This window comes from Pseudomonas sp. zfem002 (assembly GCF_032621685.1).
Classification (GTDB): Bacteria; Pseudomonadota; Gammaproteobacteria; order Pseudomonadales; family Pseudomonadaceae; genus Aquipseudomonas; species Aquipseudomonas japonica.
Window position 1 is genome coordinate 16872 of sequence record NZ_JAVYJH010000029.1, and the last position, 12429, is coordinate 29300.

The window sequence follows — 12429 nt, forward strand, 5'->3', positions numbered from 1 at the left end:
AATTCTCTTACTGAGGGTTGACGGTGGCGGCCTGGGTGCGCAGCACCAGCAGGCCGCCGAGCGTGATGAAGAAGGCCAGCACGTACAGGGCCAGGCTGGCGCTGTGGGTGGTGTCGCGCATCCAGCCGATCAGGTACGGCGCGGCGAACGAGGCGATGCTGCCCAGCGAGCTGATCAGGCCGATACCGGCGGCCTGGGTGGTGTTGGAGAGGAACGCCGGCGGCAGTTGCCAGAACATCGGCAGGGCAGCGCTGGCGCCCATCCCGGCGATCACCAGGCCGCTCATGACCAGGGTCGCGCTGTCCGGTGCAATACCGGCCACGGCGATGCCGGCGGCCGACATCAGCAGCGGCACGCAGAGGTGCCAGCGGCGTTCGCGGCGCCGGTCCGAGGAACGTCCGCAGGCGATCATGAAGAAGCAGCCGGCCAGGTAGGGCACGGCGCTGAGCAGGCCGACGCGGCCGTCGCTGCCGATGCCGGCGCCGTGGATCAGGGTCGGCATCCAGAAGGCCAGGGTGTTCACCGCCAGCATCACCGCGCAGTACACCGCCACCAGCAGCCAGACCCGGGCATCACCGAGAATGCCGCCGAAGGAATTGATCGGCTTGCGGGTTTCTTCCTGCGCCAGTTGCTCGCGCAGGTCGCGTTTCTGCTCGGTGCTCAGCCAGTCGACGCTGTCGAAGCTGTCCGGCAGGCACTTGAGCACCACCAGGCCCAACACGATGACCGGAGCACCCTCCAGGAGAAACATCCACTGCCAGCCGCGCAGGCCGGCGGCGTCGTGGAACAGTTCGAGGATGCCGCCGGACAGCGGTCCGCCGACCACCCCGGCCATCGGCACGGCGATGGCGAACAGCGCGGTGATGCCGGCGCGGCGACGGGCCGGGTACCAGCGATTGAGGTAGACCAGGATGCCCGGGAAGAAACCGGCTTCGGCCACGCCCAGGAGGAAGCGCAGCACGTAGAAACCGCTGGCGCTTTCCACCAGCAGCATGCTGGTCGACAACGCGCCCCAGACCACCATCAGGGTGGCGATCCAGCGCCGCGGGCCGACGCGGTCCAGGGCCATGTTGCTGGGCACGCCGAACAGCGCGTAGGCGATGAAGAACAGACCGGCGCCCAGGCCGTACACCGTGTCGCTGAAGTGCAGGTCGGTGCTCATCTGCATCTTGGCGAAGCCGATGTTGATGCGGTCGAGGTGGGCGAACAGGTAACACACCAGCAACAGCGGCATGAGCCGCCAGGTCACGGTGGAGTGGGTCGAATCCTGACGGCTGAGGGTGACGCTATCTGCGGTATTGGCTGTGCTCATGATCTTGTACTTTTTTTGTCAGAGTGCCGTGGGTGTTTCAGGGGGGAGGTCAGCCCGCCTGGTTGCTCAGAAACGCATGGACGTTGTTCTGCTTGAAGTTCAGTTGCGGGTGCAGCTCGATCATCTCGAACGACAGCGCCAGCAGGCGCTCGGCCTGCAGCGCGGCGAAGTGCTCGGTGATCACCGCGAACAGCTGCTCGGCGACCTGGGTGCGGGTTTCCAGGTCGCGGCCGTGGCCGACCTTGAGGGTCATGTGGACGAAGGCGTAGTCGTGCTTGCCGTCGGCCATGCGCCAGGTGTCCAGGCGCACCGCGCGGCTGCGGATGCCGCCGAGGGGGAACACGCCGCTGGCGCCGAGGGTGGCGTGGACCTTGTCGAACAGGCCGGGCAGGTCGGCCTGCTGTTCGATGTTGTCGGTGATTTCAGCGATGAAATGGGGCATGGGGACTCCTGGGGAATCAGAGCGGGAAGATCGCGTTGATCTGGCCGGTGCCGGAGCTGCCGAACGGTTCGGTGAGGACTTCCACCGGCTTGTCGTAGTCGGCGCCGCCGAGCAGGCCGAGGAGCATCGCGGTGTCGTGCATGCCACCTTCGCCGTAGCAGTGCACGGCGTAGTCCGGGAGCATCGCGCAGAACTCCTTGAAGCGACCCTGCTTCCACAGCTCGACCACGCGCATGTCCACTTGCTTGTCGAACTCGCGGGTCCAGTTGTGGATGTTGGCTTCGGCGTTGCGATCGTCGGAGAACCGGTGGGAGAGGGAGCCGGAGGCCAGCACCAGGACCTTGCGGTCGCTCTGCTCGATGGCCCGGCGTACTGCGGCGCCGAAGGCCAGGCTGTCTTCCAGGCGATGCCAGGCGCACCAGGCGGCGATGGAGACGACCTGCAGTTTTTCGTCCTCCGGCACGCCCATGTGCATGTAGCGCATCGGTACCAGGGTGCCGTATTCCAGCTCCAGGCTCGGGATGTTGTGGGCCTGGGTGCGTACGCCGGCGGCGTTGGCTTGCTCGGCGATCAGCTGGCCCAGTTCGGGGCAGCCGGGGTATTCGAATTCCATGTCGCGGATGAAATGCGGCAGTTCGTTGCTGGTGTAGACACCCTTGAAGTGCTCGCCGCAGTTGATGTGGTAGGCGCTGTTGACCAGCCAGTGCACGTCGAACACCACCGCGGTGTCGGCGCCCAGCTCGCGGGCGCGGCGGCCGATTTCCTTGTGGCCGGCGATGGCTGCTTCACGGCAGCCGTGGTGCTTGCCCGGCAGCTCGGACAGGTACATCGAGGGGACGTGGCAGACTTTGGCTGCCAGGACGACTTCGCCCATGGAGGAACTCCTGGTTTCGTTGTTCTTGGAGATTTTGGGACCGCTGCGCGGTCCTTCGCGGGCGAGCCACGCTCCTACGGGGGATCTCGGTACTCTCGTAGGAGCGTGGCTTGCCCGCGAAGGGGCCTACGCGGTCTTGCCGGTCACACGCCCCAGCGCGGGATGTGATGGCTACCCATCGAGATGCACACGTTCTTGATCTCGGCGAACACTTCGAAGCTGTACTGACCGCCTTCGCGACCGGTGCCCGAACCCTTCACTCCGCCGAACGGCTGGCGCAGGTCGCGCACGTTCTGGCTGTTGATGAAGACCATGCCGGCCTCGATGCCACGGGCCAGGCGATGGGCCTTGCCGATGTCCTGGGTCCAGATGTACGAGGCCAGGCCGTACTCGGTGTCGTTGGCCAGTTGCAGCGCTTCGGCCTCGTCCTTGAACGGGATCAGGCAGACCACCGGGCCGAAGATCTCTTCCTGGGCGATGCGCATCTTGTTGTTCACGTCGGCGAACACGGTCGGCTGGATGAACTGGCCCTTGGACAGGTGCGCCGGCAGGTTGGCCGGGCGCTCCAGGCCACCAGCGAGCAGGGTGGCGCCTTCCTCGATGCCGATGCGGATGTAGCCGGTGACCTTGTCGTAGTGGGCCTGGGTGATCATCGAGCCGACCTGGGTTTTCGGATCGGTCGGATCACCAACAATGAGCCGCTTGGCGCGCGCGGCGAACTCGGCGACGAACTGCGGGTACACGCTCTCCTGGATGAAGATCCGGCTGCCGGCGGTGCAGCGCTCGCCGTTCAGCGAGAAGATGGTGAACAGCGCGGCGTCCAGGGCGCGTTCCAGGTCGGCGTCCTCGAAGATCAGCACCGGCGACTTGCCGCCCAGTTCCATCGAGTACTTCTTCAGGCCGGCGGTCTGCATGATCTTGCGGCCGGTGGCGGTGCCGCCGGTGAAGGAGATCGCGCGCACGTCCGGGTGACGCACCAGGGCGTCGCCGGCGGTGGCGCCGTAACCCTGGATGACGTTGAGTACGCCGTTCGGAATGCCGGCCTCGACGGCCAGGCGACCCAGCTCGTTGGCGGTCAGCGGCGACAGTTCGCTCATCTTCAGTACCGCGGTGTTGCCCAGGGCCAGGCACGGCGCGGTCTTCCAGGTGGCGGTCATGAACGGCACGTTCCACGGCGATACCAGGCCACACACACCGACCGGCTGGTACAGGGTGTAGTTGAGCATCTGGTCGTCGACCGGGTAGGTGTGGCCGTCCATGCGCGTGCAGACTTCGGCGAAGAAGTCGAAGTTGTGCGAGGCACGCGGAATCAGCACGTTCTTGGTCTGGTGGATCGGCAGGCCGGTGTCCAGGGTCTCCAGCTCGGCCAGCTTCGGCACGTTCTGGTCGATCAGCTCACCCAGCTTGCGCATCAGGCGGGCACGTTCCTTGGCCGGGGTGTTGGCCCACTTCGGGAAGGCTTCCTTCGCCGCGGCGACCGCCTGGGCGACTTCCTCGGCACCGCCGCTGGCGACTTCACCGATGGCTTCGCCGGTGGCCGGGTTGTAGTTGACGAAGGTGTCCTTGCTCTCGACCTCGCGGCCGTTGATCCAGTGCTTGATCATGCTGCTCATGCCTCGGTTTTGTTGTGCTCTTCGTTTCTAGGGGCAGCGAAGAACTCGGCTTCGCTGACGATGCGGTTGACCAGGCGGCCGACACCTTCCACTTCCACCACCACTTCATCGCCCGGGACCACGTCGGCCAGGCCTTCCGGGGTGCCGGTGGCGATCATGTCTCCGGGTTGCAGGGTCATGAAGCTGGACAGGTATTCGATCAGGTAGGGGATGTCGAAGATCATGTCGCGGGTAGTGCCTTCCTGCTTCAGCTCACCGTTGATCCAGGTGCGCAGGGTCAGGTTGGACGGGTCCGGCACATCGGCCACGTCGACGATCCACGGACCGACCGGGGTGGTGCAGTCGCGGTTCTTCACCCGCAGGTTGGGCCGGTAGTAGTTCTCCAGGTAGTCGCGGATGGCGTAGTCGTTGCAGACCGTGTAGCCCGCCAGGTACTCCAGGGCGTCCTCGCGCTTGACGTTGCGCGCCGGCTTGCCGATCACCGCCACCAGCTCGCACTCGTAGTGCATGTACTTGATGTTGTCCGGACGCCAGGTGATCGCGTTGTGGCCGGTGTAGGTGCCCGGCGACTTGACGAACGCCAGTGGCTCGGTCGGCGGCGCGAAGGCCAGTTCGGCGGCGTGGTCGGCGTAGTTCAGGCCGAGGGCGAACATGCTGCCGTTGGCCGGTGGCAGCCACTCGACCTGGTCTTCCGCCAGCAGGCGGCCGTCGGCCAGGCGTACGGCGTTGTCGGCTTCCACGGTCACCGCGTGGACTTCACCCTGGAAACGGATACGAGCGTGTTTCATCAGTGGGCCTCCTCGGCGACGATCGGGTTGGCCAGACGGCCGAGCCCGGTGATTTCGATTTCGACCTGGTCGCCCGGCTGGACGTCGACGCGGCCTTCCGGGGTGCCGGTGATCAGCACGTCGCCTTCATGCAGGGTCATGAACTCGGTGATTTCCGCGATCAGTTGCGGGATGCCGCGCACCAGGTTGGCGGTGCTGTTCTGCTGGCGGACTTCACCGTTGATGAACAGGCGGATGTCCAGGGCGTGCGGGTCGGCGACCTGCGCGACGGGCACCAGCTCCGGGCCGATCACGCAGAAGCCGTCACGGCACTTGGCCTTGACCGCCGGGCGGTAGTAGCTCTCTTCCGGCAGGCTGAATTCGTTGACGATGGTGAAACCGGCGACGTGTTCCAGGGCCTGTTCGGCGCTGACCCGGCTGGCGCGCTTGCCGATCACCACACCCAGGGCGGGACCTGCCTGCAGGCGCTCGATGCCGTGCGGATAGACCACCGGCTGGCCGTGGCCATTGCGGGTGTTGGGGGTCTTGATGAACAGCACCGGCTTGACCGGTGGCTTCTGGTACGGCGCCTGTTCGAATTCGGCGAGACGCTGTTCCAGCAGCCCCTTGTAGTTCAGCGCGACGCCGAACAGGGTGCCGGTGGCAGCGTCATGCAGGGCACGGCTCATGCTCTTCTCCTGACAGTGGGCGGGACGACACAGGGTGCCCCGCGGGGATAATTGTTAATGTGTTAACGTTATAATTAAGATGTTAACGAAATGCAAGCTGCCGTGCGTTCGACGGGGCGCTAAGCTGGCGGGCAGAACCACAAGCGGTACGAGGTAGACGGACATGAGCGATCGCACGCCGATCCCCAACATCAACATCGGCCAGGTCTACGACCAGCGCTACAGCGATTCGGAAGTGCACTACGACAAGCTCGGCAACCTCGCCGGGTTCTTCGGCCGCAACATGCCGGTGCACCGCCACGACCGCTTCTTCCAGGTGCACTACGTCAAGTCGGGGACGGTGCGGGTCTATCTGGACGACCAGCAGTACGTCGAATCCGGGCCGATGTTCTTCCTCACGCCACCGACCATCCCGCATTCCTTCGTCACCGAGGCGGATGCCGACGGGCATGTGCTGACCGTGCGTCAGCAACTGGTCTGGCAGTTGCTCGAGGCCGATCCGGGGCTCGCCCCGGGACCGCAGGTGGCGCCGGCCTGCGTGGCGCTGAGCGGACTGGAAGGGCACTTCGCGGCGGAAGCGCAGCGCCTGGAGCTGCTCTTCGATCTGCTGCGCGGGGAAGTGGAGGGGGGCGAAGCGGGACGGGAGCCGGCGCTGCACAGCCTGACCCGGCTGCTGATGATCAGCCTGCTGCGCCTGTGCGCCCGCTCATTGCCGGCGCGGAGCACGCGGCATGAGGACCTGCAGATCTTCCATCGCTTCAACGAACTGATCGAGGCGCATTACCTGGAGCATTGGCCGTTGTCGCGTTATGCCGAGGGGATCGGCGTGACCGAGGCGCGGCTGAACGACGTGTGCCGGCGCATCGCCGACCTGCCGTCCAAGCGCCTGGTGCTGGAACGGGTGATGCAGGAAGCCAAGCGCCTGCTGCTGTTCACCGGCAGTTCGGCGAACGAGATCTGCTACAGCCTGGGGTTCAAGGATCCCGCGTATTTCAGCCGGTTTTTCCTGCGGTATGCGCAGGTGACGCCGGGGGAGTACCGGCAGAGGCAGGGAGGTTTGCGCTGATCTCCCGGGCCTCATCGCGGGCTACGCCCGCTCCCACAGGGACCGCGCTGTTCTCAAGGGCAGCGGAGAACCTGTGGGAGCTGGCGAAGCCTGCGATGAGGCCGGCACTGGCAAAGATGTTGTCCGGGCGGGCGCCATCGCGGGCTACGCCCGCTCCCACAGGGACCGCGCTGTTCTCAAGGGCGGCGGAGAACCTGTGGGAGCTGGCGAAGCCTGCGATGAGGCCCGAAGGAGGAGCGGATTTCTTCAGCCAGCCACTTTAAGCGCAGGCGACCCGATCCGTTTCAACCCCTCCCGCTCCCCGCGAAAATGCGGAAGGATATGCTCCCCAAGCCGATACGCCTCCTCCAGATGCGGATACCCCGCCAGGAAGAACACATCGATCCCCAGGTCGTTGTACTCGCGAATCCGCGCCACCACGTTTTCGTAGCTCCCCACCAGCGCCAGCCCCGGCGGAATCCCGATATAGCCGAACCCGGCCCAGACGTTCGGGTAGATGAAGAAGTCATCGAAGCGCTTGCTCGCCTCGCGGTCGCCGTACTCCTCCTCGTAGCTCAGCTTGCGCGCGGTCCGCAGCCCGGCATGGGCCGCGGCGGCCTTGATGGTGTTCTTCGCCACGCCTTCGTCGAAGAAGCGCTTGGCCTCGGCCAGCGCCAGTTCCTCGGTCTCGCGGGTGATCACGTCGATGGACAGGCCGAAGCGAATCACCTCGCTGCGCCCATGCTTCAAGGCCCGCTCGCGGATATCGGCGATCAGCTCGCGGATCTTGTCCGGGTGCTCGGCGCGCATCAGGTAGAAGTCCGCGTGCCTGGCGGCGAACTCCCGCGCCGCAATCGACGAGCCGGCGGTGCAGATCAGCGGCAGCTCGGCCTTCTTCTGCGGCCCGCGCAGGCCACCGCCCTCGGCCTTGAAGAAACGCCCGTCGTAATGGAAGTTCTCCGACCCCCAGTAGCCGCGCACCACATCCATGAACTCGGTGGCGCGCTCGTAGCGCTCGTCATGTTCGAAGAAGTCGCCGACCTGGCGCTGCACCGCGTCCGAACCGCCGTTGATGATGTTCCAGATCAGCCGGTTGCCAGTGGCGCGCTGGTAGGTCGCGGCCTGCTGCACCGCCACCCATGGCGTGTAGTGATAGGGCTGGAACGCCGCCACGTAGTTGAGCGTGCGGGTTTCCCGGGCGAGCAGCGAGCACACCGTCCAGGGCTCCTCGCCATAGGGCGCGTTGACCATCAGCACACCGCCGAAACCGTTGATCTCGGCGGCCCTGGCGATCTGCCCGAGGTAGTCGATGTAGGTGAAATGGTCGCCGACACGAAAGCCCGAGACGGCGCCGGTGCTGTCGCCACCCGCATGCCAGTCGCCACGGTTGCGCGGATCGCCGGGGAGGAACTGGGTTTCGCCGTGCAGCGGCAGGCGGGTGAAGAATTCGATGCTCATGGGGCGAGGTCCTTATTGCACGGTGGGGTTGCAGATCGGCGCGACGGTCTGACCGGCGAAGACCTTGCGGGCGAACGGCAGGGAGTCCGTGAGCGAGGCGTTGACCGTCTCGCTGTGGCCGAGGCCCTTGTACAGGTGGCCTTCCACTACCGAGCCGGCCTTGCAGGCGTCCTGCATCAGCGCCACCTGGGTCGCGGCGGCGGGGGTTTTGTCTTCCGCGCCGGTGCCGATGAAGATCGGCTGCGCGAGTTTCAGCGTCGGGTAGCTGACCTGGGCCTGCCAGGCCTTCAGCTGTTCGCCGTCGTTGGCCTTGCGGGTGTTGGCCGGGGTCAGGCCGGTGCCGATGACGTCGGCGGTCAGCGCCGCCAGGCAACTGGTACGGGCCTGCTCGAACAGCGGCAGGGCCTTGTCGGTGTAGTAGTCGCGCGGGTCGATCGCCGGGTTGTACTGCTGCGCGGCGAGCAGGGTGTAGAAGCCGTAGGCGAGGGACGCATCGACTTTGTTCGGGTCCTGTTCGCCGACGTTCTTGCTGCCCACGGTGTAGATCACCCCGGTGCCGACGCTACCTTTGAGGCCCAGGTCCGGGGCGTAGCTCGGCGCGTAGGCGGCCGAGGCGAAGGCGCCGGCACCACCTTGCGACTGACCGAGCACCAGCACCTTGTTGGCCAGGCCCGGCACGCCGCCGATCACTGCGCGCGCGGCATCGAGGATGCCGTAGGCGGCCATGCGGTTGTTCAGCAGCGGATGGCCACCGGGGGTGCCGAGGCCCTGGTAGTCGGTGGCGACGATGGCATAGCCCTCGTTCAGCCAGCGCGCCAGGTACTGCACGTCGCGATAGGAGCGCCCGGCCCAGGACGGCGCGCAGACATCCGCCACGCCGACGGTGCCATGGCCCCAGGTGACCACCGGCCAGCCGCCTTCCGGCGCCTTGCCCTTGGGAATGAACAGCGCACCGGACACCGCGATCGGGGTCTTGCCGTCGATGCCGTCGGTGGAGCTGTAGAGGATGCGCACCTGCGAGGCGGCGCCGGGCAGGCTCAGGGTCTGCTCCAGGGGTTCGCTGCGCAACAGCTTGCCCGGAGTGGCAGGGATGGCTGTTTCCCAGGTGTAGAAGGCCGAGACCCGGCCGTCGCCTTGCAGAGGCTGGGGTTTCGGTGCGTAGGTTTCCGCGGCCAGGGCCGTGATGGAAAGGGTCAGCAGGCTCAGGCCGACGGCGAGGGAGCGAGGCAGTTTCATGAAGGGTCCTTGAACGAAACGACAGTCCGCAGCCCTTGAGCGAAAGCCATGCCAATTGTACGGAAAAGCGCTACAGGCCTTTCATTGCGCGGCTTACAGCAAAGTCAGTGATCTCCTGCAGGAATTGCGCGTGCTGATGCTCGCGCAGCGGTTGTTGCCCGGTTGCTGCTGGAGCAGCAGTGAGCGTTTTGGAATATACAAATGCAAATTAATAATTATTTGTTCTAATTTGTTTCGTGCACTATGAAGGCGCGCCACCAATGCCAGGAATGCCCTCATGTCGCTGATTACCCATCCCCATGCTCGTGAATTGACCAAATCGGTTCGCGCCACTGTCCTGGTGTTCAAGGACCCGCGGTCCCAGGAACTGCTCAGCCGTATCGAGCGCCTGGCGCCCAGCGAAGCCAATACGCTGATCATCGGCGAGACCGGCACCGGCAAGGAGCTGGTGGCGCGGCATATCCATCAGCTCAGCCGGCGTGGCCGCGAGCCGTTCGTCGCAGTGAACTGCGGCGCCTTCGCCGAGACCCTGGTGGAGAGCGAGCTGTTCGGTCACGAGAAGGGCGCCTTCACCGGCGCCACCAACGCCAAGGCCGGCTGGTTCGAGGCGGCCAACGGCGGCACGCTGTTCCTCGACGAGATCGGTGACCTGCCGCTGAGCATGCAGGTCAAGCTGCTGCGGGTGCTGCAGGAGCGCGAGGTGGTGCGCCTCGGTTCGCGCACGCCGATCCCGATCAACGTGCGCCTGGTGGCGGCAACCAACGTCAACCTGGCCGACGCCGTGGTCGCCGGGAATTTCCGCGAGGACCTGTTCTATCGCCTGCATGTGGCGACCATCCGCCTGCCGCCGCTGCGCGAACGGCCGGGGGATATCCTGCCGCTGGCCGAGTTCTTCCTCGAAGAGCACTGCCAGCGCCTCGGTTACAACCGCGCCAGCCTCAGCCCGGAAAGCGAACGCAAGCTGCTCGCGCACAGCTGGCCGGGGAACATCCGCGAACTGGAAAACGCCATCCACCACGCGCTGCTGGTGTGCCGCCAGCAGTTGGTGCAGCCCGGCGACCTGCATCTGGTGGACATGCGCCCGATGGGCGTGCGCCAGGACGAGCCGGTCTTCGCCCCGCAACGCCTGCCGGCCGCGCCGCCGGACCTGGAGGCGGCGCTGACCGCGCTGTTCGAACAGAACATTCCCGACCTTTACGAACACATCGAGGAAACCGTGTTCCGCACTGCCTATCGCTTCTGCCACGGCAACCAGCTGCAGACCGGGCGCCTGCTGAACATCAGCCGCAACATCGTGCGTGCGCGGCTGGAGAAGATTGGCGAGCTGCGCAGCAGCAACAGCGCCTAGATGAACAGCGTCAGGAACCAGTAGAGCCCGCCCGCCAGCAGGATCGACATCGGCAGGGTCAGCACCCAGGCCAGCGCCAGGTTGCAGATGGTCCGGCCTTGCAGGCCGGAGCCGTTGGCGACCATGGTCCCGGCCACACCCGAGGACAGCACGTGGGTGGTGGATACCGGCAGGCCGAAATGATCCGCCGCGCCGATGGTGCACATCGCCACCAGCTCGGCGGAGGCGCCCTGGGCGTAGGTCAGGTGGGTCTTGCCGATCTTCTCGCCGACGGTGACGACGATGCGCTTCCAGCCGACCATGGTGCCCAGGCCCAGCGCCAGGGCCACCGCGACCTTGACCCAGACCGGAATGAAGCGCGTGGCGTTGTCGATCTCCTGTTTGAACAACTGCAGCGTCTGCCGCGTGTCGGCATCGACGGCGAGCAACTGGTGCTTGTCCAGCAGGCGGATCGCCTCGCTGGTCAGGTACATGTCGTTGCGCACGTTGCCCACCGCTTCGGCGGGGATCGCCGCCAGCGAGCTGTAGCTGCCCACCTGCTGGCCGATGTTGCCGACCAGTTCGGTCAGCGCCGGGAGCAGCAGCGGATCGGCTTCGGGGGCGCGGATGAAGTCGGTCAGCACCGCGCGCGGCTCGGCCCCCAATAGCGGCTGGGTGGCGTAGGCCGACAGGGCCGCGCGGGTGTCCTCGGCAATCACGGCGAACTGCTGGGTGTGGTCGGCCGGCATGGTCCGGTTGAGTGCGTAGGCCATGGGCAGGGTGCCGACCAGGATCAGCATGATCAGGCCCATGCCTTTCTGGCCGTCGTTGGAGCCGTGGGCGAACGACACCCCGGTGCAGGTGACGATCAGCAGGCCGCGAATCCACAGCGGTGGCGGCCTGTTGCCCTGCGGTGCCTGGTACAGCGCGCGGTTCTTCACCAGCTTGCGCAAACCGAGCAGCAGCAGCGCGGCGCAGGCGAAACCGAGCAGCGGCGAGAACAGCAGGGCATAGCCGACCTTGCTGGCCTGGGCCCAGTCCACCCCGGAGGTGCCGTCGCGCCCGTGCATCAGGGCATTGGCCACGCCGACGCCGATGATCGAGCCGATCAGGGTATGCGAGGACGACGCCGGCAGGCCCAGCCACCAGGTGCCGAGGTTCCAGAGGATGGCCGCCAGCAGCAGGGCGAAGACCATGGCGAAACCGGCGGACGAACCGACCTGGAGGATCAGCTCCACCGGCAGCAGGGCAATGATGCCGAAGGCCACCGCGCCACTGGAAAACAGCACGCCGAGAAAATTCCACAGCCCCGACCAGACCACCGCGAAACGCGCCGGCAGCGAGTGGGTATAGATCACCGTGGCCACGGCGTTGGCGGTGTCGTGGAAGCCGTTGACGAACTCGAAGCCGAGGGCGATCAGCAGGGCCAGGCCGAGCAGCAGGAAGGGCGTCCAGGTGGTGATCGGCGTGCCGCTGGCATTGATGTCGCGCATCAGGCTCCAGGCGGTGTAGAGCAGCGCACCGATCAGCAGGGCACAGAACAGCACGGCGGGAGTCCGGCTCGCGCGCGGGCCGGAGGAGGGGGTTGCAAGCGCGCCCGCGGGGGGACGGGCGCTGGTCTGGGTAGTCATGAACGGGTCCGGGTGTGACATTTCAGGCTCCTGCC

Annotated in this window: 11 protein-coding genes; 2 read left to right on the forward strand and 9 right to left on the reverse strand. The window is 66.1% G+C overall.

Annotated elements, in window-relative coordinates:
- Positions 1–7: 7 nt before the first annotated feature.
- The 6 genes from RTI28_RS26500 to RTI28_RS26525 all read right to left on the reverse strand — a co-directional run bounded on the left by RTI28_RS26500 (position 8) and on the right by RTI28_RS26525 (position 5697).
- Entirely contained in the window at positions 8–1312 is a 1305-nt protein-coding gene (locus RTI28_RS26500; RefSeq protein ID WP_316923246.1) for an MFS transporter, read from the reverse strand.
- A gap of 49 nt (positions 1313–1361) precedes the next feature.
- Positions 1362–1754 (reverse strand): 5-carboxymethyl-2-hydroxymuconate isomerase, encoded by a 393-nt coding sequence (locus tag RTI28_RS26505; protein ID WP_316923247.1) that lies wholly within the window; start codon positions 1752–1754, stop codon positions 1362–1364.
- Positions 1755–1770: 16 nt separating this feature from the next.
- A complete protein-coding gene (gene hpaD / locus RTI28_RS26510; RefSeq protein WP_316923248.1) occupies positions 1771–2628 on the reverse strand; it encodes a 3,4-dihydroxyphenylacetate 2,3-dioxygenase in 858 nt (285 codons plus the stop codon).
- Between the two features lie 143 nt (positions 2629–2771).
- The gene (gene hpaE, locus RTI28_RS26515) at positions 2772–4232 is read right to left on the reverse strand and encodes a 5-carboxymethyl-2-hydroxymuconate semialdehyde dehydrogenase (protein ID WP_316923288.1); all 1461 of its coding nucleotides are present in this window, start codon (positions 4230–4232) and stop codon (positions 2772–2774) included.
- A gap of 5 nt (positions 4233–4237) precedes the next feature.
- The gene (locus tag RTI28_RS26520; protein WP_316923249.1) at positions 4238–5029 is read right to left on the reverse strand and encodes a fumarylacetoacetate hydrolase family protein; all 792 of its coding nucleotides are present in this window, start codon (positions 5027–5029) and stop codon (positions 4238–4240) included.
- Positions 5029–5697: a fumarylacetoacetate hydrolase family protein gene (locus tag RTI28_RS26525; protein ID WP_316923250.1), complete on the reverse strand. Its 669-nt coding sequence runs from the start codon at positions 5695–5697 to the stop codon at positions 5029–5031. The genes RTI28_RS26520 and RTI28_RS26525 overlap by 1 nt, the downstream gene beginning before the upstream one ends.
- Before the next feature lie 163 nt (positions 5698–5860).
- Here RTI28_RS26525 and hpaA point away from each other — a divergent pair, with 163 nt between their 5' ends.
- On the forward strand, positions 5861–6763 hold the full coding sequence (hpaA, locus tag RTI28_RS26530; RefSeq protein ID WP_316923251.1) for a 4-hydroxyphenylacetate catabolism regulatory protein HpaA: 903 nt from the start codon (positions 5861–5863) through the stop codon (positions 6761–6763).
- 246 nt (positions 6764–7009) lie between these two features.
- Here the strand turns inward: hpaA and RTI28_RS26535 are convergent, their stop codons facing one another.
- The gene (locus RTI28_RS26535) at positions 7010–8200 is read right to left on the reverse strand and encodes an LLM class flavin-dependent oxidoreductase (protein WP_316923252.1); all 1191 of its coding nucleotides are present in this window, start codon (positions 8198–8200) and stop codon (positions 7010–7012) included.
- Positions 8201–8212: 12 nt separating this feature from the next.
- Positions 8213–9436 carry a lipase family protein gene (locus tag RTI28_RS26540; RefSeq protein ID WP_316923253.1) on the reverse strand — a complete coding sequence of 408 codons (1224 nt, stop codon included), beginning with the start codon at positions 9434–9436 and terminating at the stop codon, positions 8213–8215.
- 277 nt (positions 9437–9713) lie between these two features.
- Between RTI28_RS26540 and RTI28_RS26545 the strand changes: the two genes are divergently transcribed.
- On the forward strand, positions 9714–10784 hold the full coding sequence (locus tag RTI28_RS26545; protein WP_316923254.1) for a sigma-54 dependent transcriptional regulator: 1071 nt from the start codon (positions 9714–9716) through the stop codon (positions 10782–10784).
- Here the strand turns inward: RTI28_RS26545 and RTI28_RS26550 are convergent.
- Complete coding sequence (locus RTI28_RS26550; protein ID WP_316923255.1) at positions 10781–12394, reverse strand: inorganic phosphate transporter; 1614 nt, start codon at positions 12392–12394, stop codon at positions 10781–10783. The genes RTI28_RS26545 and RTI28_RS26550 overlap by 4 nt on opposite strands.
- Positions 12395–12429 lie beyond the last annotated feature (35 nt).

Coding starts and splice junctions, on each gene's coding strand:
- RTI28_RS26500 (WP_316923246.1), bottom strand. CDS start 1,312: ATGAGCACAGCCAATACCGCAGATAGCGTCACCCTCAGCCGTCAGGAT.
- RTI28_RS26505 (WP_316923247.1), bottom strand. CDS start 1,754: ATGCCCCATTTCATCGCTGAAATCACCGACAACATCGAACAGCAGGCC.
- hpaD (WP_316923248.1), bottom strand. CDS start 2,628: ATGGGCGAAGTCGTCCTGGCAGCCAAAGTCTGCCACGTCCCCTCGATG.
- hpaE (WP_316923288.1), bottom strand. CDS start 4,232: ATGATCAAGCACTGGATCAACGGCCGCGAGGTCGAGAGCAAGGACACC.
- RTI28_RS26520 (WP_316923249.1), bottom strand. CDS start 5,029: ATGAAACACGCTCGTATCCGTTTCCAGGGTGAAGTCCACGCGGTGACC.
- RTI28_RS26525 (WP_316923250.1), bottom strand. CDS start 5,697: ATGAGCCGTGCCCTGCATGACGCTGCCACCGGCACCCTGTTCGGCGTC.
- hpaA (WP_316923251.1), top strand. CDS start 5,861: ATGAGCGATCGCACGCCGATCCCCAACATCAACATCGGCCAGGTCTAC.
- RTI28_RS26535 (WP_316923252.1), bottom strand. CDS start 8,200: ATGAGCATCGAATTCTTCACCCGCCTGCCGCTGCACGGCGAAACCCAG.
- RTI28_RS26540 (WP_316923253.1), bottom strand. CDS start 9,436: ATGAAACTGCCTCGCTCCCTCGCCGTCGGCCTGAGCCTGCTGACCCTT.
- RTI28_RS26545 (WP_316923254.1), top strand. CDS start 9,714: ATGTCGCTGATTACCCATCCCCATGCTCGTGAATTGACCAAATCGGTT.
- RTI28_RS26550 (WP_316923255.1), bottom strand. CDS start 12,394: ATGACTACCCAGACCAGCGCCCGTCCCCCCGCGGGCGCGCTTGCAACC.